The sequence below is a fragment of the Pseudomonas sp. Arb-4-2C genome, from assembly GCF_055755015.1.
This window is the reverse complement of sequence record NZ_CM146899.1, coordinates 986,489-1,005,232: the sequence shown is the minus strand read 5'-3', so window position 1 is coordinate 1,005,232 and position 18,744 is coordinate 986,489. Positions and strand designations below refer to the sequence as shown.

The following is an 18,744-nucleotide window of genomic DNA, read 5'->3' as shown; positions in this document are numbered from 1 at the left end:
GCTTATAATCGCGGCCTTCAAACGCCCTGGCGCAGTTGTGCGCCCCGCGAATCCGGATCCTCGCCATGTTACGAATCACCGAACTCAAGCTGCCAATCGACCATCCTGAAGAAGACCTGCGTGCCGCCATCGTGCAGCGCCTGGGTATCGCCAGCGATGACTTGCTCGATTTCACCTTGTTCAAGCGCAGCTACGACGCGCGCAAAAAGTCCTCCGAGCTGTGCTTCATCTACACCATCGACCTCACCGTGCGCGACGAGGCCAAGGTGCTGGGCAAGTTCGCCGACGACCGTAACGTCAACGTGGCGCCGGATGTCAGCTACAAATTCGTCGGTCAGGCGCCAAGCGACCTGAGCCAGCGCCCGATCGTGGTCGGTTTCGGCCCGTGCGGAATTTTCGCCGGCCTGCTGCTGGCACAGATGGGTTTCAAGCCGATCATCCTCGAACGTGGCACCGAAGTGCGCCAGCGCACCAAGGACACCTGGGGCCTGTGGCGTAAAAGCGTGCTCAACCCCGAGTCCAACGTGCAGTTCGGCGAAGGTGGCGCGGGTACGTTCTCCGACGGCAAGCTGTACAGCCAGATCAAGGATCCGAAGTTCCTTGGCCGCAAAGTCCTGCACGAGTTCGTCAAGGCCGGCGCGCCGGAAGAAATCCTCTACGTCAGCAAGCCGCACATCGGCACGTTCCGCCTGACCGGCATGGTCGAGACCATGCGTGAAGAGATCCGTGCCCTGGGCGGCGAAGTACGCTTCCAGGAGCGCGTCAGCGACGTGCTGATCGAGGACGGCCAACTGGTCGGCGTCGAACTGGCGAGCGGTGAAACCCTGCATTCGAAACACGTGGTTCTGGCCCTCGGTCACAGTGCCCGTGACACTTTCCGCATGCTGCACAGCCGTGGCGTGTTCATGGAAGCCAAGCCGTTTTCGGTGGGTTTCCGCATCGAACACCCGCAATCGCTGATCGACCGTGCGCGCCTGGGCAAGTACGCCGGCCACCCGAAACTGGGTGCCGCCGACTACAAACTGGTGCACCACGCCAAGAACGGCCGTTCGGTCTACAGCTTCTGCATGTGCCCGGGTGGCACCGTGGTAGCGGCGACTTCCGAGCCGAACCGCGTAGTCACCAACGGCATGAGCCAGTACTCGCGTAACGAACGCAACGCCAACTCCGGCATCGTCGTCGGCATCACCCCGGAAGTCGATTATCCAGGCGGCCCGCTGGCCGGCATCGAATTGCAGGAACGCCTGGAATCCCACGCGTTCATCCTCGGCGGCAGCGATTACAAGGCCCCGGCGCAACTGGTTGGCGATTTCATCAACGGCACTCCGTCGACCGAGCTGGGCGACGTCGAGCCGTCGTACAAACCGGGCGTGGCGCTGGGCGACCTGGCCCTGGCGCTGCCGGACTTCGCCATCGAAGCGATTCGCGAAGCGTTGCCGGCGTTCGAAAAACAGATTCGCGGTTACTCGCTGCACGATGCAGTGTTGACCGGGATCGAAACCCGCACCTCGTCGCCGCTGCGCATCACGCGTAACGAGTCGCTGCAGAGCATGAACGTCAAAGGTCTGTTCCCGGCCGGCGAAGGCGCGGGTTATGCGGGCGGGATTCTGTCGGCGGGCGTCGACGGGATTCGTATTGCCGAGGCAGTGGCACGGGATATTTTGGGTTTGGAAGCCTGATACATCTGTTTTGAAGTGACACCAACCTCCTGTGGGAGCGGGCTTGCTCGCGAATGCGGTGTGTCAGTCGACGATAATGTTGACTGACAAGCCGCATTCGCGAGCAAGCCCGCTCCCACATTGTTTTTTGCGTCTGGCTTTAGATGTTCGCGCGCAACACTGACGTCGGCAGCGGTTCGCCACGCTCGGCACTCGCCGCCACCGCCGCGATCAACCCCTCCAGCTCATACCCCTGCGCCTTCAGCCAGGCCTGATCGTAATAAGTGTCGGCATAGCGCTCGCCGCCATCGCACAGAATCGCCACGATCGACCCTGACTCCCCCGCCGCTTGCATCTGCTGCGCCGCCATCAGCGCGCCGATCAGGTTGGTGCCGCTCGACCCGCCAACATGCCGACCCAGACGCTGCGCAAGGTAATGCATGGCCGCCAGCGACAAGGCGTCCGGCACTTTGACCATCGCATCGATCACCTTGGGCAGGAACGATGCTTCCACCCGTGGCCGGCCAATGCCTTCGATCCGCGAACCGCAGTCCAGACGCAGACTGGCGTCGCCGCTCTGGTAGTAATCGAAGAACACCGAACGCTCGGCGTCGGCGCACAACACCCGAGTGCAATGCTGGCGGTAACGCACGTAACGACCCAGAGTCGCAGTGGTGCCGCCGGTGCCCGGGCTGGAAATCAGCCAGCTCGGCTCCGGGTGTTTCTCGAACCGCATCTGCTGGAAGATCGACTCGGCGATGTTGTTGTTCGCCCGCCAGTCGGTGGCCCGTTCGGCATAGGTGAACTGATCGATGAAGTGGCCGCCATGCTCACGGGCCAGACGCTCGGACTCGGCATAAATCTGCGTCGGATCTTTCACCAGATGGCTCTGACCGCCGTAGAAGGCGATCTGCGCGATCTTCTCTTTGGAGGTGGTCGCCGGCATCACCGCAATGAATCGCAGGCCGAGCATCCGCGCGAAATACGCCTCGGAAATCGCCGTCGAACCGCTGGACGCCTCAATCACCGGCGCGCCGGGCTTGAGCCAGCCGTTACACAAGGCATACAGGAACAGCGACCGCGCCAGACGATGCTTGAGGCTGCCGGTGGGATGACTGGATTCGTCCTTGAAGTACAACTCGATGCCCGCAAAACCCGGCAGCGGCAAGGGGATCAGATGGGTGTCGGCGCTGCGCTGGAAGTCCGCTTCGATGATGCGGATCGCTTCGCGGGCCCACTGTCGGTTGTCGCTCATGGTCATGCTCTCATTGAATCGGGCAGAAATTGCCTTGTCACAGGCTCAGCCACCCAGCATAGGAAAAAACCTGAAAACCTCACAGGTACAGCTGAGCTTCAATATATCCGCCAACTGCTAGGCTCTGTGCAAGTGCCACCCGCAGGCTTTGCGTCCGGGTGTCCGGCCTTTGGGACAGTTGATGGAGAGCGACCTTGCCGCTGCGTACAACCTTCACTCGTTTCTTCCAGTTGGAAGCGGCCAGCGGCCTGCTGTTGATCGCCGCCGCCATTCTCGCCCTGCTCATCAACAACTCACCGCTGTCGTGGCTGTACACCGGCCTGCTCGACACCCCGGTGGTGGCGCAGATCGGCGCGCTGAAAATCGCCAAGCCGCTGCTGTTGTGGATCAACGACGGGCTGATGGCGCTGTTCTTCCTGCTGATCGGCCTGGAGGTGAAGCGTGAAGTGCTCGACGGGCAGTTGTCCAAACCGTCGCAGATCGTCCTGCCCGGCGCGGCGGCGGTTGGCGGCATGCTGGTGCCGGCGCTGATTTACTGGCTGCTCAACCGTGACAATCCGCCGGCCCTGAACGGCTGGGCGATTCCGACCGCCACCGACATCGCCTTCGCCCTCGGTGTGCTGGCCCTGCTGGGCAAGCGTGTGCCGGTATCGCTGAAACTGTTCCTGATGACCCTGGCGATCATCGACGACCTCGGCGCCATCGTGATCATTGCGATCTTCTATTCCGGCGATCTCTCAAGCCTGTCGCTGGGGCTGGCGGCGGCGTGCATTGCGGCGCTGGTGGCGATGAACCGGCTCGGCGTGGTCAAGCTCGGGCCGTACATGATCATCGGTCTGATCCTGTGGGTATGCGTGCTCAAGAGCGGTGTCCACGCGACGCTGGCCGGGGTCACGCTGGCATTCTGCATCCCGCTGCGCACGAAAAATGCCGAGCCCTCGCCGCTGCTGACCCTCGAACACGCACTGCACCCGTGGGTGGCGTACGGCATCCTGCCGCTGTTCGCCTTCGCCAACGCCGGGCTGTCGCTGAGCGGCGTGACGGTCGAAAGCTTCACTCATCACGTCCCCATGGGCATCGCTATCGGCCTGCTGCTGGGCAAGACCGTCGGCGTGTTCGGCCTCACCTGGCTGGCGGTAAAAGTCGGCATCGCCGCCCTGCCCCAAGGCGCCAACTGGGGTCAGGTGCTGGGCGTGGCAATCCTCTGCGGCATCGGTTTCACCATGAGCCTGTTTGTCGGCTCGCTGGCCTTTGAACCAGGCGTGAGCGACTACGCCGGGATGGACCGCATGGGCATCCTGACCGGCTCGATTCTGGCGGCGTTGATCGGCTATGCGGTGACGGCGGCGGCGAGTCGCAAAGCTTGACGCGAAATCTAAAACACCTGTGGTGAGGGGGTTCATCCTCTCACCACAGGTTCTTGCTGTGTGAGAGATAGCGAACAATCCCCACCTCAATAGCGACGCGTCCTACAGCCACCCTCTGCCTGCTTCGTTAACGTCGTGCAGCCCTTTGCGAAGGGTTGTCGATGGATGAACGAAAGGACGCTCAGTGGCTCGCAACAAGGACATCCCCCGGGTCCCCAACCCACCGGCGGGCGACGGTCATCACGTCACCTACCGCTACATGACGGCCACTGAACTGGCCGAGCGCGAAGCCCGACAAACTGCTTACGACGCCATGCTGGCGCGGCAGGAGGCCTTCGAGCGCAGCCGCGAGATGGCGGTCAAAAAGCCCGATCCCGTGCGCGCCGGGTGCGTGTTTGCCAAGTCCTGCAAGTTGCCGGATGCGATCATCGACTATTCGAATCCTTCGGGAATGGTGCCGACTGACAGCCTGAAGGATTACGGCGAACTGATCGTGCTTGGCGCACGTGAAAGCGATGGAAACGGTGGCGTCGCACTGAAGAAAGTCAGCGCCACGGCAATTCCTGCCGGGCTGGGCAGCTTCGCATTGGCCGGTGCCGCATTCGAAGCGCTACCCGCGATCGCCGCCGGAACGGCAACCGCTACCCTCGCAGGACTGGTGGCGCTGCTCATGCCGTCCAGTCTCGGCGACAGCGCCCTCTATAGCGACGAGCAACTGCGCAGCCTCAAACAAGCCCGCACCCGCGTTCGCCTGCGCGTCGAACAACAGGCGGACGGCAGTCTGCGGGGCTACGGCTTCTATACCGGCAGGAATCGCGATTGGGAAATGGTCGATGTCGTGCGGTTCAGCACGCGTGGCAGTCAGTTCATTGCAGACCTTGGTGAAGGCGTCGAACTGATCTGGACACCGGCGGTGGATGGCTCGGACATCCTCGGTATTCCAGCGCTGGAAGCCGCCCCGCAAGCGCCACATATCTGGGTGTATCCGCCGACGAAAGCGGCGGACGGGATACTGGTGAATCCGGTTTATCCGCCGGAGTATCGGGATTTCATTCTGGTATTTCCGGCGGATTCGGGGGTTCGGCCGGTCTACATTGTTCTAAGCATAAGCGATCACAACTACCATCAAGCCCCTAAAGGTTTAATAGCATTTCCTGACGCGACGAAAGACAAGGCAAAAAGCAGCGTTCAAGGCGGCGGTGCGCGTCGTAAGCGCTGGAGAGATCTCAAAGGACGCATTTTTGAATGGGACAGCCAACACGGAACCGTAGAAATGTACGACAAACAGGGGAAACACCTTGGAGAGTTCAATCCTCAAACCGGCGAACAGACCAAACCTGCCAAACCCGGGCGAACCACGCCAAAGTAATCAAGAGGCGTTTATGTACTTGTGCATCACAGGGTTCTTACCCGACAGTTTCGACGATAGCTCACTTAAGTATGAACTGGATGTTGATCCTGCTTTTAACGACCGAATCGTAAAGCTTCTCGGCCATAAAAGCCTCAACGCCATGGCAGAAGGAGAATGGTTGTTGACTGCCGAGCAGGCGCAACAGATTGCCGTGCTGACTGATGAGTTGATTCCAACGAACCTGGAATTGTTTATCGGAATAGAAATGTAACCAACGCAACCTAAAAATCTAAAACCAAAAACCCCGGCCAGTCACCTGATCGGGGTTTTCTTTTACCGCTCGTTCTCGCTTAGTGCGAAACGCGGCTGGTACCACCGACGGTGGAGATGCGCACGCGCTCACCGACACGGAACACTTCGTTTTCCTGAACCTGTTGCACGTAGGCGCGCATGCTGCCGTCGTCTTCGCGCACGGTGATTTCCACGCCTTGAGTGCGGGTCAGGCCTTCTTCGGTGGCCGAGCCGATCAGGCCACCGGCCACGGCGCCGATGACCGCCGCTACGATGCTGCCCTTGCCGCCACCGATGGCGCTGCCGCCGACACCGCCGACCACTGCGCCTGCAGCGCCGCCGATCGGAGTCTTGGTGCCTTCGATTTTCACCGGACGCAGGGATTCGATGGTGCCCATGCGAATCGTCTGCACGCGACGCGCTTCGTCACGGGAGTAGGAGTCACCGGTCAGGCTCGACTGGCAGCCGGTCAGCAACATCGCCATCGTGGAAAAGGAAGCAACCAGCAGAACAGACTTACGCATAGCATCAACTCCAAAAGTACATTGATTCATTAAACCCCGCTGCTTGACGCCTGTCACGACACAGCCCGGATAAACTTGGTTTTATTCAGGCCCGGTACAGGCACCTGCAGACCCACCCAACAGTAGCGCCAAATCGCCCAACCTGCCCTGCCGACCCAAGGATTTTTCATGGATTACTTGATCATTTTCGTCACCACCGTCGCCGGTCTGTACTTCCACTGGTGGCTGTACGTGCGGATCAAACGCTGGATGGACCGTGACCTGGCGTTGTCCCTGGCGGGCAAGGATGAAGGCAAACGCGCCTTCATGCTCGAACAATTAGCCCATGCCCAGGCACAGAAGATCAAGCGTCGAGACTTGCCGAAGTGGCTTGAGGCCACTGCGGCAGGTTATCACGCTCGGTAGACTGCTTAAGGCGCCAGACGTTCAAGAATCCAGTTGGCGCCCTGCAAGCGGTAGTTCAGGCGATCGTGCAGGCGGCTCGGACGGCCCTGCCAGAATTCGATGCGCTCCGGCAGCAGACGATAACCACCCCAGTGTTCCGGGCAGTCGGGCTGGGTGTCGCTGAAACGTTGCTCGGTGGCCTTGAGCAAATCTTCCAGCTCGCCACGCCCGTCGATCACCCGGCTCTGCGGTGAGGCCCAGGCCCCGAGCCGGCTGCCCAGCGGACGCACCTGATAATACGCGTCGGACTCTGCAGGCGTGACCTTCACCACACGCCCTTCGATGCGCACCTGGCGCTCCAGGGTCGGCCAGAAGAAGGTCATGGCGGCAAACGGATTGGCCGCCAGATGCTGGCCCTTCGCACTGTCGTAGTTGGTGAAGAAGGTAAAGCCCTGCTCGTCCAGGCCCTTGAGCAGCAGAATGCGGCAATGCGGTCGACCGTCCGCATCGACCGTGGCCAGGGTCATGGCGTTGGCTTCCACCGGCGCCTGTTCGGTTTTCACCGCGTCGGCAAACCACTGGTGGAACAGCGCAAACGGCTCGCCAGGGGCTTGCGCCTCGGTCAGTCCGTCCCGGGTGTAATCACGACGCATATCTGCCAGAGCCTGGGTCATGGCGCATTCCTTTTCGTTAGCGGATCACTGCTTGGAAGTATCGGTGGCGACGACTTTCTTGTCAGTGGCCGCCGCTTTGGCTGGAGCGGTTTTCTTGGCAGGCGTTTTTGCCGGAGCCTTGGTCGCCGCTTTTTTCGCTGGAGCCTTGGCTGCAGCTTTCTTCGCCGGAGCCTTTTTGGTTGCCGGCACGGCGGCCTTCGAAGCAGCTGGCGCCGGGGTGACCGGTTTGGCCACAGGCTTGACGTCTTGCGCGGCAATCATCGTGGTCGGTGCCGGTGCCGGCATGTTGTATTTGCTCAGCAGGGCAACCATGGTGTTCTGCGGGGTTACCAGCAGTTCGACACGACGGTTCAACGCACGGCCTTCGGCGCTGTCGTTGGCAGCGCGCGGGGCATCGCCGCCCATGCCGCGCAGCATCAGGCGATCACGCTGCAAGCCGCTCAGGCGGAAGATCGCCGCCACGGACTGGGCACGCTCCTGGCTGAGTTTGACGTTGGCCGGCGCGGCGCCGGTGTTGTCGCTGTGACCGAGTACCAATACCGCGGTCTTCGGGTCAGCTTCGAGGATTTTCGCAACATTGGTAAACGGGCTGAGAGTCACCGGCAGCAGCATGGCCGGACGCTTCGGGTTGAACGAGCCTTCAACCGGCGCGATTACCACCAGCACGTTGTCACGGCGTTCGAGTTGCAGATTGCTGTCCTTGATCGCTGCACGCAGGCGCGGTTCGTAGTCATCCAGCCAGGCTTGGGTGACTTTCGGGTCAGGCATCGGTACCACTTTGGCCGTGGACTGATCCTTGCCGCCGAACGGCCACCACCACTTGGTACCGGTGTCGGCATCGGCCTTGGCCACTACCGCCGGTTTGGCTTCTGGTTTTACTTCAGGTTTCACATCGGCCTTGGCCACCGCATCATCGGAACTGCCGAACGGCCAGTACCAGTGGCTGCTGCTTTCAGTCTTGGCCACAGGTGCAGTAGCGGCAGGCTTGACTGGCGCTGGAGCTGGTGCCGGCTCTTTGGCCGCCACTTTGTCGGAAGATCCGAACGGCCACCAACTGCCACCGTCCGCATCGTTTTTAGGAGTCTGTGCACAACCGGTAATCGCAACACACAGGGCCAGGGCGAGAGTTTTTTTGGATGACATTGAAAATCCACAAAGTGAAGTAATGAAAGATCGGAGCTCTTTTGCCCGGATAAACAGACGCTTTGAATCGAAAAACCGGATCTGGTTCCAACCCTGGAACCTCATGTAACGCTTTACAGACAAGTGGCAAGTACCCGCGCCAGTTGCTGCGCGCGCGGATCCATCAAGACGTACGGCCCAAGGGTATTTGTCACAAAACCGAACGCGACATCGTGCTCCGGATCAGCAAAACCCACCGAACCGCCCGCCCCCGGATGACCGAACGCGCGCGGGCCGAGGCCGTAGGTGGCGTTCGCCATGTCCGGCTGATCGAGCATGCAGCCCAGGCCGAAACGGGTGCGGGTCAGCAGGGTCTTGTCCTCGCCGATGCTGTGTTCACGGGTCAGTTCTTCGAGCATTTCGCTTTCCAGCAGGCTGCCGTCGAGCAGGCCTGCGTAGAAACCGGCCAGACTGCGCGCATTGCCATGACCATTGGCGGCCGGCTGCTGCATACGGCGCCATTCCGGTTTGTTGGTGCTGGTGAGCACCGACGGCGGATTGGTGAAGGCGCGGGTGGTCATGGCGGCAGGTTCGCGCATAGTCACCTGCAACAGGCGCTGGGCGGCAGCATCACCGACGTTGCCCTTGCCGCGAGCGATATGCGCCACGCGGTAGAACTCCTCGTCAGCCAGGCCAACATGGAAATCCAGCCCCAGCGGCTTGGCAACACGGGCGACGATGGATTCGCCCGGGCCGCGACCGTCAGCCCGACGCAGCAATTCGCCGACCAGCCAGCCATAGGTGATGGCGGCATAGCCGTGACCGGTACCCGGCGTCCACCACGGTGCTTCGGCCGCGAGGGCGTTGACCATGGTTTGCCATTCGTAGAGGGCGGCTGGCGCCAGCAACTCGCGCAGGGCCGGCAGACCGGCCTGATGGCAGAGCAATTGGCGCAGGGTGACGGACTCTTTGCCAGCGGCGGCGAACTCCGGCCAGTAGCGGGCAACCGGTACATCGAGTTGCAGTTTGCCTTCGGCCACCAGTTGCAGCGCGGTGACGGCGGTGAAAGTCTTGGTGCAGGAGAACAGGTTGGCGATGGTGTCGCTGTGCCAGGCCTCGGCGCCATCCTTGTCGGCTGTGCCGGACCAGAGGTCGAGGACAGTTTCTCCGCCGACCTTGATGCACAAGGCGGCGCCGCGCTCCTGGGGATCGTCGAACAGTGCCGCAAAAGCTTCGCGCACCGCTTCGAATTGAAGCTCGTAATGTCCCTGAATCTGCACCCGCAACTCCCCCGCGAAAACGCTCTACAAAGTGGCCCGCATTGTTCCAGCCCTTGAGGGATTTGGGAACAGCTGCGGGCCGGGTGGTCATTTCAAAAATGCTGGTGTGGCTGCTTCCGCCTTCGCGAGCAAGCCCGCCGCCACATTGGATTTATGAACACCACCGATCCAGTGTGGGAGCGGGCTTGCTCGCGAAGAACGATAACGATGTCCGAACCCTAGTGACCATTCCCCGAATGCCCACCCGCATGCCCGGCCCCCGGACCTTTGCCGGCCTCGCCTTTTCGACCACCCTCGGCTTCATGAACAGCCGCCGCTTTCTCCGCCTCCTTGCCCAACTGATCAATCGCCTGCAGATTGCTCTTGCGCACCGCCTCGACGAAGCCCTGATACGGCAGATCGGTAATTCCCACCAGACCGAAGTGCCCGTTCTCGCCATCGAGCAGACGCCCGGTCACCGGCTGGTCCAGATACTGGAACCAGTGCACGCCGACAATCGACGGCTCGCTCAAGGCCTGCTTGAGGAAGTTGGCATACGCCGGGCCACGGTCTTCTTCTTTGGCCAGTGGCGTCACGCCGCCCCAGAACGGCCCACGGTCAGCCGAGCCGACATTGAATTCGGTGATCAGCACCGGTTTGTCGAGGGCGCGCAAGGCGGCGAAGTCATATCCGTCCTGCGGCTTGAGCGTGTACAGGTTGAAACTCAGTACATCGCAATACTGCGCGCAGGACGCCACGGCTTCCGGGGTACTGGTGGCGAATCGGCCACCGAGCAGCATCTGATTCGGCGCGTGCCATTTCAGCGAGTCGGAGATGGTCTTGAAGTAGGTATCGGCGAACACCTTCTGGAAATATTTGAAATCGCTTTCGATTTCCGGGTGCTCAGGATTCGGCAGCGGCGGCACAAAACCCGGGTCCTCCATCAACTCCCACGCTGGCAGATCAATGCCCCAGGCTTTCGACAGGCCCGCCTGATTGCGGTACTTGTCACGCAGTTGCTTGAGGAATGCGCGCTTGGCCGGCACGTCGGTGGTCATTTTCAACGTGCCATAGGCCAGGGCGTAACGTGATTGCGGATCGTCGCCCGGACCGGCCCAGGCCAGTTCGTTGTCGGCGTAGTAACCGATCAGCCACGGATCGTCGCGATGATCGCGGGCAGCGATGGCCACGGCGCGCTCGGTGGCCATGGCGAAACGCGGGTCGAACGGGTCAGGCATGCCGCCCCACCAGTCGGTGCCGGTGCTGATGCTGGTGTAATCGCCGACGATCGACAGCGGCAAGGTATACGGCACCCGCTCGGCGTCGCCCAGCGAATCGGCACTCCAGTTGCCAACGGTATTGAAGCCCCAGGCTTGCAGGCGATCGAGGGTGTGCGTGGCCCACTTCTGCTCATCGACCGTGGCTTTGCATGGCGCGAGCGCAGTCGGCTCGGCTGCCGGTTCGGCTTTCGCCTGCGCTGCGCACGGCGCGCCGTACAGCCGTTGCAGGTTGGCCGCGTAGAAATCGTACCAGCGCCCGGCGTTGTAGCCTCGGCCCTGATCAGCGCCGTTGCCGCCACGGTTGTCACCCTCGCCAAAATGGCTGGCGAGCGGCTCGTCGGGGTTGGGCAGGGATTCGAACATCCACTCACGCCCGCCCACGTACGTCTGGTTGACGTCCGGGCTGACGGTATTGACCCCCAGCGAATAGAACGGGTGCCCTTCAGGGGTCACCAGGTACCAGCGACCGTCGCGCTTTTCAGTGCGGAAAAAGCCACTGGCCTTGAACGCCGGGCCTTTGTTCCAGCCACCGAATTTGTCCAGCGAGGACTTTTCGCGCTCGGCCAGCCAGGTTTTCAGCTGTTGCTCTTCCTTGGCGGCGGCGGATTTCAGTTGCTCATCGCTGCTGACTTTTTCCGGCCATTTGCTACGAGTCGATTGACCGTAAGCGTCCACCAGATTGCCGTAGACGGCCCGGGTCACCGCTTCACCGTCCTGCACGCCAAAGCGTTCGAGCAGCAAGCTCTGGGCGGCTTTGGGCTGATCCATCCACAGACTGACCGACACCACCTGGCTGCGATCCAGTTCACCGCTGCTGCTGGCCAGCAGAATCCGCTGGCCGTCGACGGTCATCGGCATCGGTGGCCCGGCCTTCATGCCCTGGCCCAGTGGCGAGGTCGCCACCAGCGGCACCAGCAGGGTTTGCGCAGGGCCGGCCGGCAGGTTGACGCGACTGGTCAGCGTCTGCCCATTGTTGCTCTGGATTTGCACGTAGACCGTCACGGCCCAGTTCATTGCGCTTTGCAGGCGCAGGCTCATCATGCCCGACTGCGACCAGTCCCAGGCGCCGGTCTGCGGGGTCAGGCGCAGGGTCGGACGCGCTACCGGGTTGAACGTCACCCGGCGCAGCACTTCACCTTCCGGGGTTTGCTCGGCGTTGGCTTGTGGCAGGTCAGTGTTTTCGGTGACGACTTTCACCACGTCGGCCGGACGAACGAAGTTGAACAGGGTCTGTTGACCGGCAGGCGCCGCCAGCAACGGGGCGGCGAAGATCAAGGCAAAAACGGCAGGCAACGAGCGGCGAATCATAAGAACGGAGTTCTCCCTAACGACCAAAAGGCCAATGGAAAAGCATGGCAGAGAGATAGACAGCGCGGCGGGCAAAACTGCCCACCGTTGTCTCAGGATATTTCACGACGGAATGGCGGCAACGCATTGAGGATCGCCTTGCCGTAGCGCTGTGTGACCAGCCGCCGATCGAGCAAGGTGATGGTGCCGCGGTCTTCTTCGGTACGCAGCAGACGGCCACAGGCCTGGACCAGTTTCAACGAGGCGTCGGGCACCGAGATTTCCATGAACGGATTACCGCCACGGGCCTCGATCCACTCTGACAGCGCGGCCTCGACCGGATCGTCCGGTACCGAGAACGGGATCTTGGCGATCACCACGTGTTCGCAATAGGCCCCCGGCAAGTCCACCCCTTCGGCGAAACTGGCGAGGCCGAACAGTACGCTGGAGTCGCCGCCATCAACCCGCGCCTTGTGCTTGTTCAGGGTTTCCTGCTTCGACAGGTTGCCCTGAATGAACACTTGCTTGCGCCAGTCGCGGTCGAGACCGTCGAACACGTCCTGCATCTGTTTGCGCGAGGAGAACAGCACCAGCGTACCGCGCGAACCTTCGACCAGATCCGGCAATTCACGGATGATCGCTGCCGTGTGACCGGCTGCATCGCGCGGGTCGGCCTTCAGATCCGGCACCCGCAGCACACCGACATCGGCGTGATGGAACGGGCTCGGTACCACGGCGGTGACGGCTTTTTTTGGCAGGCCGGCGCGCATGCGGAAACGGTCGAAGGTGCCCAGCGCGGTCAGGGTTGCCGACGTCACCAGGCAGCCGTAGGCCACGTTCCACAGACTGCGACGCAAGGTCTCGGCGGCAAGAATCGGGCTGGCGTTGACCTCGATGTCGAACAGCGAACCACTTTCGGCCAGTGTCAGCCAACGGGCCATGGGCGGGCTGTCTTCCGGGTCTTCGGCGGTAAATGCAGTCCACAATTCCCAGTTGCCCGAAGCCCGGGACAACAGGCTGCCGAACAGCGGGTACCACTCTTCGGCCTGATTGCTGGCGATCCCGATGTTGACCTCGCCATCCATGCCTTCCTTGAGCAGGTCGGTCAGACGGGTGAACAGATCGTTGAGACGGGCGAAGCCCTTCTTCAGCTCAATGCCCATTTCGCGCATGTGCTCGGGAATCACTCCGGCGATGAAACGATGACGTGGCCGCTCCCGGCCCTCAACGTCTTCACCGGGTTTGAAATCGGCGACTTGTTCGCAGGCGCTGAACATGAACTGCTGCTGGGCCTTGATCTCCCGCGCCAGCTCCGGCACTTGTTCGATCAACTTGCCGAGATCCCCCGGCAACGGATGCTGGGCCAGCAGTTTGGTCAGGTTCTTCGCGGTGGTTTCCAGCCAGTCGGCGGTGGAGCGCAGCCGCGTGTAATGAGCGAAGTGGCCGATGGCCTTGTCCGGCAGGTGGTGACCTTCGTCGAACACGTAAATGGTGTCGCGCGGATCCGGCAGCACCGCGCCGCCGCCCAGGGCCAGGTCAGCCAGCACCATGTCGTGGTTGGTGACGATCACGTTGACCTTGCCCATGCCTTCGCGCGCCTTGTAGAAGGCGCACTGCCCGAAGTTCGGGCAGTGCCGGTTGGTGCACTGACTGTGGTCGGTGGTCAGGCGCGCCCAGTCGGCGTCTTCCAGCGCATTCGGCCAGCTGTCGCGGTCGCCGTCCCATTTATTGCCGGCAAGCTTTTCGATCATGCTGGTGAACAGCTTCTGGCTGGCCTCATCAACCTCGATCTTGAAGCCTTCTTCTTCGAACAGCTGTGCAGTAGCGGTTTGCGCGTGGCCTTCCTGCAAGAGCATGTCGAGCTTGGACAGGCACATGTAGCGGCCCCGGCCCTTGGCCAGGGCGAAACTGAAATTCAGCCCGCTGTTGCGCATCAGGTCGGGCAAATCCTTGTAGACGATCTGCTCTTGCAGGGCCACGGTCGCGGTGGCAATCACCAGGCGTTTGCCAGCGAGTTTGGCAGTCGGAATCGCCGCCAGGCTGTAGGCCACGGTCTTGCCGGTACCGGTGCCGGCTTCCACCGCAACAATCGCGGGGTCGCCACTGCGCCGGCCTTCGTCGTCGGTGTCGATATCCCCGAGGACTTTGGCGATTTCAGCGATCATCAGGCGCTGGCCGTAACGCGGTTTGAGGCTCTTGGCTTCAAGAAAACGCGAGTAGGCGCCCTGGATCGTGGTTTTGAGTTCAGTGCTGATCATTGAGTGTCGGGCGCAAAAACGCTGGATAAATTTTCAGTGGTTCGGTTCGGCGGCTATCATACCCCGCTAATCAGTCCCGCGCAGAACGGAGTACCCCAATGACACCTTTTAGCCTCGTTTATCCGCTGCATGTCCTGTCCGCATTAGTGTGGGTCGGCGGCATGTTTTTCGCCTGGATGGTCCTGCGCCCGGCGGCGGTGAAGGCTCTCGACGGGCCCGCCCGCCTGACCTTGTGGGTGGAAGTGTTTCAAGGTTTTTTCCGCTGGGTCTGGGTCGCGGTGATCCTGTTGCCGATCAGCGGCGTGGGCATGCTGCATTTGCAGCAGGTCAGTTTCGAGACCGCGCCGAAGTACGTGCAGGTCATGATCGGGCTGTACGTGGTGATGACGGCGCTGTTTATCCGCATTCAGGGCTTGATGCTGCCGGAGTTGCGCAAAGCCGTTGAGGCCAAGGACTGGCCGGCAGGTGCGGCAGTGCTGGGGCGGATTCGCCGGGTGGTGGGGATTAACCTGATTGTCGGTTTGGTGCTGGTGGCGATTGCAGCCGCTCGGCCGATGTTCTGACCCACCCCGTTTTTTTCGCGGTAAACACTGTAGTAGCCAGGGGATTTATCCCTGGCCACCACTGAAAAGTGCTGTGTTTCAGAGGCGCTGCACAGTCACCGCACCCGCCGCACCCACAGGCCCAGGTTGCCCGTCAGCGCCTGCCTTGCCGTTCTTGCCGCCATCGGCGCGATACACCAGGCAGCCCTTGGACTTGCCGCCCTGGCCCGCCTTGCCGCCGACACCCGCCGGGCCACCGGCGCCGCCAGCGACGTTGACCTTGATCAGCTCTGCCGGAAACTCGCGCGGCACTTCAAGACGCACCACCGCACCCGGTGCGCCCGGCTGACCGTCGCTGCCGTTACTGCCGTCAAAACCGTGCCCGGCCGAGCCATAGGTGCAGCCCGGATCTTCACCGTTGCCGCCATCCAGGCCAACGAAGCCCGGCGCACCGGTACCGCCACGGGCATCCACAAACAACTTTGGCGCATCCAGTGCCTTGAACTGCAAATTCAGATTGCGCCCGGCGCGGGCGGCTTTTTCATAGGTGCCCGGCGCGCCGCGAGCGGTGATCAGGCTGCCTTCGGACAACTGCGCACGGCTGACTTTCATGTCCAGCGCCTGTTCGCTCGGGACGATCGCAATGCGCGCCTCGTGGCCCAGACGTAATTCGCCGACGGTCAGCTCGGTCACGTTGGAAGGAATCAGCAAGGTGCCGTAGTCCGCCACTTCCAGCCGTTCCAGCTGCAAGGTGCTGGCGGTGTTCGGCAGGCGCATCAGGGAGTTGGTTTCGACGCTGACCACTTGGGCGCAGGCCAGGGGACTGATCAATGCAGCGAGCAGACAAAGTTTACGCATGGGACGAAGCCTCCGGAGCGGCCGGGGCCGGGATGGTTTGCAGGTGGAATACGCCGAACAGCAGGATCCGCAGGCGATCACGCCACGGGTTGGGACGCCCTTTGAGGCGACAGAACAGCAACTCCAGAACGTGCAGCGCCAGCAACAAGGCGCCGGCCAGATTGACCAGCAAATGCAACGGATGCACAAACGGCACCAGCAGATTGACCACCACCACGCACCAGAACAGCAGGGTCAACAAGCGCCCCAGCCCCCAGAAAACCTTCATACGCTCCCCCGTGTCGCAATTATTCTTTGGGCGCACAGTAACGGCTTCGGCGGGGGATAAGCCAGAGGGATAAAAGAAAAAACTTTTGTCAGTCGTCGGATCGCTGCCGGTGCGACGATGATCGTCGCCCGGCAGCTCTAGCCTGCGGACTACAGACAAGTCCTAGCGATTGATATGCAACTCCACTCGACGGTTTTTTGCGCGGCCCTCTTGCGTCGCGTTGTCGGCCACCGGCTCACTCTCGCCACGCCCTTCACTGGTCAGCTTGCCCGGTTCCAGACCCTGACTCAGCAGATACGCCGCGACACTGCTGGCACGTCGCTCGGACAGCGCCTGGTTATAGGCATCCGAGCCTTTGCTGTCGGTGTGGCCGACGACCTTGATGCTCACCACATCGGCATTGCGCAGCTTGTCCATCAGCGTATCGAGCTGGGCCTTGGCGGCCGGGGTCAGGTCCGACTTGTCGAAATCGAACAACACATTGCCGGCATCGCTCAGGGTGATGACTTCCGATTGCGGCGCAGGCTCTGGGGCTTTTTCAGTGACAGGATATTGCGGCAGCGGACAGCCGCGATGATCGACCGGCGTATTGGCCGGTGTGTCAGGGCAACGGTCGCGGCGGTCGAACACGCCATCGCCGTCTTCGTCGCCGTCCTGGGCATAGCAGATCAGCCCGCCGGTCAGGATCCCCAGCGCCGCGCCGCCACCGGCCCAGCCGCCACTTTCAATGGCGCCAAGACCGCCACCGACCAGCCCGCCTATCAGGCTGCAGATCGGCCACGTACGTTGATTGAGGGGGGCATCGCCATCGCTGTGGGTGGCGCAACCGGTGAGCAAGCTGCCCAGCAGCAGCACCGGCAAGACGGACCTTGAGAAAACAGTCATTGTGAAAGCTCCTGTGTCACCGGCCCATACCGGTTACACAGGAGTAAAGACCCGCATCCGCGACTGCACAAGCCGCGGATGCGAGAGGGGCTAGCGGACGATTTTGATTTCGGTACGACGGTTCTGTGCACGACCGTCAGCGGTTTTGTTATCCGCCACTGGCTGGCTTTCACCCATGCCCGATACCGAAACGAAGCTGGCACGCGGCACACCTTGCTGGATCAGGTATTCCACCACCGAGTGCGCACGGCGATCCGACAGTTTCTTGTTGTAGGCATCGCTGCCCACGCTGTCGGTGTGGCCGGTCACGGTCAGTTGCGCCGTGGACGACTCTTGTTTCAGGCGCGTGGCCACTTTGTCGAGAACCTGTTTATCGGAGCCGGTCAGGGTCGCTTTGTCGAACTGGAAGTGAACATCGCGTATGACGATGGTTTCTTCCTTGACCACAACGGCCTCTTCTACCACCGGCGCCGGGGCGGGTGGAGGGCAGCCGTCAGCATCGACCTGCACGCCGCGAGGGGTGTGCGGGCACTTGTCGCGACTGTCCGGCACACCGTCGCCGTCTTCGTCGCCATCACCGTGCACCCAGCAATACGCGGCGGCCGTACCACCGACCAACAGTGCGCCGTAACCGGCCCACGCCGAACTCTCCGTCGCGCCGATACCGGCACCGACAACACCGCCGACCGCCGCACAGGTCGGCCAGTCGGTTTTCTGCAAACCTGCGCAACCAGTCAACACACTGGTTAGCAGAATCAAAGGTAATGCTGTCCGAACTATGCTCATCTGGTTTTCTCCTGAGGGATCGGCTTAGAACCGATTCACGGAGTAAAGACCGGAGTTTTAATCTCCGCCAGCAATAGGCCACCGGCATTTGGGACCGTGTTCACAGTGATTCGGCACTTTTGCCATGCGCGACAAATCGGGGTCTAGGCCGGATCCCTCTGGCGCGCTAGTCTTGGCGATCTGATTGAGGAGCTTCGATGAACGTCGCCATTTCTTCGCGCACGCCGCAACAGGCGCTGGCTGCTTTACTGGATCGCTATGCCCCGGCGCGCTTGCTGCTGATCGGCGCCAGCGAATTTCCGGCCCTGACCGCTTTCAAGGCAGCGCACCCGGACTGTGCGCTCGCGCATGCCGCGCCCGGCGCGTTGCCTGCCGAACTGGCGGCACAGCGTTTTGATCTGGCGCTGGTGGTCGATTGCCTGGAGCATCTGCCCAAGCGCGACGGCCTGAACCTGCTGGGCGGGATCCGCAACCTCAACGCCAGCCGCATTGCAGTGCTGGCAGATCTGCCGGCCAGCGGCTGGCAGGAAACCGATTTCTACTCGCTGGCGCTGCAAGCCAGTGAACGCTTCCAGCGCGACGATCAAGTGCTGACACTGTTCACTTACGATCTGCTTGACTACAAACAAGTCCCCGACTGGCTCAACTCGCGGTTCTGGGCCAATCCGGAAAACTTCGGGAAATACTGGTGGTAA

Annotated in this window: 18 protein-coding genes; 7 read left to right on the top strand and 11 right to left on the bottom strand. The window is 61.8% G+C overall.

Annotation, left to right across the window (positions count from 1 at the left end):
* The first annotated feature begins 65 nt into the window (after positions 1-65).
* Positions 66-1,679: an NAD(P)/FAD-dependent oxidoreductase gene (locus tag AC0J41_RS04500; protein ID WP_473014677.1), complete on the top strand. Its 1,614-nt coding sequence runs from the start codon at positions 66-68 to the stop codon at positions 1,677-1,679.
* 139 nt (positions 1,680-1,818) lie between these two features.
* Here the strand turns inward: AC0J41_RS04500 and AC0J41_RS04495 are convergent, their stop codons facing one another.
* Positions 1,819-2,913 carry a PLP-dependent cysteine synthase family protein gene (locus AC0J41_RS04495; RefSeq protein WP_473014676.1) on the bottom strand — a complete coding sequence of 365 codons (1,095 nt, stop codon included), beginning with the start codon at positions 2,911-2,913 and terminating at the stop codon, positions 1,819-1,821.
* Positions 2,914-3,107: 194 nt separating this feature from the next.
* Here AC0J41_RS04495 and nhaA point away from each other — a divergent pair, with 194 nt between their 5' ends.
* The 3 genes from nhaA to AC0J41_RS04480 all read left to right on the top strand — a co-directional run bounded on the left by nhaA (position 3,108) and on the right by AC0J41_RS04480 (position 5,902).
* Complete coding sequence (nhaA, locus tag AC0J41_RS04490; RefSeq protein ID WP_473014674.1) at positions 3,108-4,280, top strand: Na+/H+ antiporter NhaA; 1,173 nt, start codon at positions 3,108-3,110, stop codon at positions 4,278-4,280.
* Positions 4,281-4,464: 184 nt separating this feature from the next.
* A complete protein-coding gene (locus AC0J41_RS04485; protein ID WP_473014673.1) occupies positions 4,465-5,649 on the top strand; it encodes a colicin E3/pyocin S6 family cytotoxin in 1,185 nt (394 codons plus the stop codon).
* 13 nt (positions 5,650-5,662) lie between these two features.
* Positions 5,663-5,902, top strand: a complete 240-nt coding sequence (locus AC0J41_RS04480; protein WP_473014671.1) for a pyocin S6 family toxin immunity protein — start codon at positions 5,663-5,665, stop codon at positions 5,900-5,902.
* A 79-nt stretch (positions 5,903-5,981) separates the two neighbouring features.
* On the opposite strand, the gene AC0J41_RS04475 is transcribed toward AC0J41_RS04480, so the two are convergent.
* The gene (locus tag AC0J41_RS04475) at positions 5,982-6,446 is read right to left on the bottom strand and encodes an outer membrane lipoprotein (RefSeq protein WP_007969461.1); all 465 of its coding nucleotides are present in this window, start codon (positions 6,444-6,446) and stop codon (positions 5,982-5,984) included.
* 168 nt (positions 6,447-6,614) lie between these two features.
* Here AC0J41_RS04475 and AC0J41_RS04470 point away from each other — a divergent pair, with 168 nt between their 5' ends.
* Positions 6,615-6,851: a hypothetical protein gene (locus AC0J41_RS04470; RefSeq protein ID WP_025110773.1), complete on the top strand. Its 237-nt coding sequence runs from the start codon at positions 6,615-6,617 to the stop codon at positions 6,849-6,851.
* 5 nt (positions 6,852-6,856) lie between these two features.
* Here the strand turns inward: AC0J41_RS04470 and pdxH are convergent, their stop codons facing one another.
* The 5 genes from pdxH to dinG all read right to left on the bottom strand — a co-directional run bounded on the left by pdxH (position 6,857) and on the right by dinG (position 14,710).
* Complete coding sequence (pdxH, locus tag AC0J41_RS04465) at positions 6,857-7,504, bottom strand: pyridoxamine 5'-phosphate oxidase (RefSeq protein ID WP_025110774.1); 648 nt, start codon at positions 7,502-7,504, stop codon at positions 6,857-6,859.
* Positions 7,505-7,528: 24 nt separating this feature from the next.
* On the bottom strand, positions 7,529-8,647 hold the full coding sequence (locus AC0J41_RS04460) for an OmpA family protein (protein ID WP_473014669.1): 1,119 nt from the start codon (positions 8,645-8,647) through the stop codon (positions 7,529-7,531).
* A 113-nt stretch (positions 8,648-8,760) separates the two neighbouring features.
* Positions 8,761-9,906: a serine hydrolase domain-containing protein gene (locus AC0J41_RS04455; protein WP_473014668.1), complete on the bottom strand. Its 1,146-nt coding sequence runs from the start codon at positions 9,904-9,906 to the stop codon at positions 8,761-8,763.
* A 218-nt stretch (positions 9,907-10,124) separates the two neighbouring features.
* The gene (locus AC0J41_RS04450; RefSeq protein ID WP_473014667.1) at positions 10,125-12,473 is read right to left on the bottom strand and encodes a beta-galactosidase; all 2,349 of its coding nucleotides are present in this window, start codon (positions 12,471-12,473) and stop codon (positions 10,125-10,127) included.
* Between the two features lie 92 nt (positions 12,474-12,565).
* On the bottom strand, positions 12,566-14,710 hold the full coding sequence (gene dinG / locus AC0J41_RS04445; protein WP_473014666.1) for an ATP-dependent DNA helicase DinG: 2,145 nt from the start codon (positions 14,708-14,710) through the stop codon (positions 12,566-12,568).
* 98 nt (positions 14,711-14,808) lie between these two features.
* Here dinG and AC0J41_RS04440 point away from each other — a divergent pair, with 98 nt between their 5' ends.
* Complete coding sequence (locus tag AC0J41_RS04440; protein WP_473014665.1) at positions 14,809-15,273, top strand: DUF2269 family protein; 465 nt, start codon at positions 14,809-14,811, stop codon at positions 15,271-15,273.
* A 78-nt stretch (positions 15,274-15,351) separates the two neighbouring features.
* On the opposite strand, the gene AC0J41_RS04435 is transcribed toward AC0J41_RS04440, so the two are convergent.
* The 4 genes from AC0J41_RS04435 to AC0J41_RS04420 all read right to left on the bottom strand — a co-directional run bounded on the left by AC0J41_RS04435 (position 15,352) and on the right by AC0J41_RS04420 (position 18,049).
* Positions 15,352-16,110 (bottom strand): collagen-like triple helix repeat-containing protein, encoded by a 759-nt coding sequence (locus AC0J41_RS04435; RefSeq protein WP_025110780.1) that lies wholly within the window; start codon positions 16,108-16,110, stop codon positions 15,352-15,354.
* Entirely contained in the window at positions 16,103-16,378 is a 276-nt protein-coding gene (locus tag AC0J41_RS04430; protein WP_025110781.1) for a DUF1145 domain-containing protein, read from the bottom strand. The genes AC0J41_RS04435 and AC0J41_RS04430 overlap by 8 nt, the downstream gene beginning before the upstream one ends.
* Before the next feature lie 162 nt (positions 16,379-16,540).
* Positions 16,541-17,263 (bottom strand): PA1041 family peptidoglycan-binding anchor lipoprotein, encoded by a 723-nt coding sequence (locus tag AC0J41_RS04425; RefSeq protein ID WP_473014663.1) that lies wholly within the window; start codon positions 17,261-17,263, stop codon positions 16,541-16,543.
* 90 nt (positions 17,264-17,353) lie between these two features.
* Positions 17,354-18,049 (bottom strand): PA1041 family peptidoglycan-binding anchor lipoprotein, encoded by a 696-nt coding sequence (locus AC0J41_RS04420; protein ID WP_025110783.1) that lies wholly within the window; start codon positions 18,047-18,049, stop codon positions 17,354-17,356.
* Between the two features lie 197 nt (positions 18,050-18,246).
* Between AC0J41_RS04420 and AC0J41_RS04415 the strand changes: the two genes are divergently transcribed.
* Positions 18,247-18,744 (top strand): DUF6231 family protein, encoded by a 498-nt coding sequence (locus AC0J41_RS04415; protein ID WP_473014662.1) that lies wholly within the window; start codon positions 18,247-18,249, stop codon positions 18,742-18,744.

What these genes read in the sequence shown, in the direction of transcription:
- AC0J41_RS04500 (WP_473014677.1), top strand. Translation starts at nt 66, where the DNA reads ATGTTACGAATCACCGAACTCAAGCTGCCAATCGACCATCCTGAAGAA.
- AC0J41_RS04495 (WP_473014676.1), bottom strand. Translation starts at nt 2,913, where the DNA reads ATGAGCGACAACCGACAGTGGGCCCGCGAAGCGATCCGCATCATCGAA.
- AC0J41_RS04480 (WP_473014671.1), top strand. Translation starts at nt 5,663, where the DNA reads ATGTACTTGTGCATCACAGGGTTCTTACCCGACAGTTTCGACGATAGC.
- AC0J41_RS04475 (WP_007969461.1), bottom strand. Translation starts at nt 6,446, where the DNA reads ATGCGTAAGTCTGTTCTGCTGGTTGCTTCCTTTTCCACGATGGCGATG.
- AC0J41_RS04470 (WP_025110773.1), top strand. Translation starts at nt 6,615, where the DNA reads ATGGATTACTTGATCATTTTCGTCACCACCGTCGCCGGTCTGTACTTC.
- pdxH (WP_025110774.1), bottom strand. Translation starts at nt 7,504, where the DNA reads ATGACCCAGGCTCTGGCAGATATGCGTCGTGATTACACCCGGGACGGA.
- AC0J41_RS04460 (WP_473014669.1), bottom strand. Translation starts at nt 8,647, where the DNA reads ATGTCATCCAAAAAAACTCTCGCCCTGGCCCTGTGTGTTGCGATTACC.
- AC0J41_RS04450 (WP_473014667.1), bottom strand. Translation starts at nt 12,473, where the DNA reads ATGATTCGCCGCTCGTTGCCTGCCGTTTTTGCCTTGATCTTCGCCGCC.
- dinG (WP_473014666.1), bottom strand. Translation starts at nt 14,710, where the DNA reads ATGATCAGCACTGAACTCAAAACCACGATCCAGGGCGCCTACTCGCGT.
- AC0J41_RS04440 (WP_473014665.1), top strand. Translation starts at nt 14,809, where the DNA reads ATGACACCTTTTAGCCTCGTTTATCCGCTGCATGTCCTGTCCGCATTA.
- AC0J41_RS04435 (WP_025110780.1), bottom strand. Translation starts at nt 16,110, where the DNA reads ATGCGTAAACTTTGTCTGCTCGCTGCATTGATCAGTCCCCTGGCCTGC.
- AC0J41_RS04430 (WP_025110781.1), bottom strand. Translation starts at nt 16,378, where the DNA reads ATGAAGGTTTTCTGGGGGCTGGGGCGCTTGTTGACCCTGCTGTTCTGG.
- AC0J41_RS04425 (WP_473014663.1), bottom strand. Translation starts at nt 17,263, where the DNA reads ATGACTGTTTTCTCAAGGTCCGTCTTGCCGGTGCTGCTGCTGGGCAGC.
- AC0J41_RS04420 (WP_025110783.1), bottom strand. Translation starts at nt 18,049, where the DNA reads ATGAGCATAGTTCGGACAGCATTACCTTTGATTCTGCTAACCAGTGTG.
- AC0J41_RS04415 (WP_473014662.1), top strand. Translation starts at nt 18,247, where the DNA reads ATGAACGTCGCCATTTCTTCGCGCACGCCGCAACAGGCGCTGGCTGCT.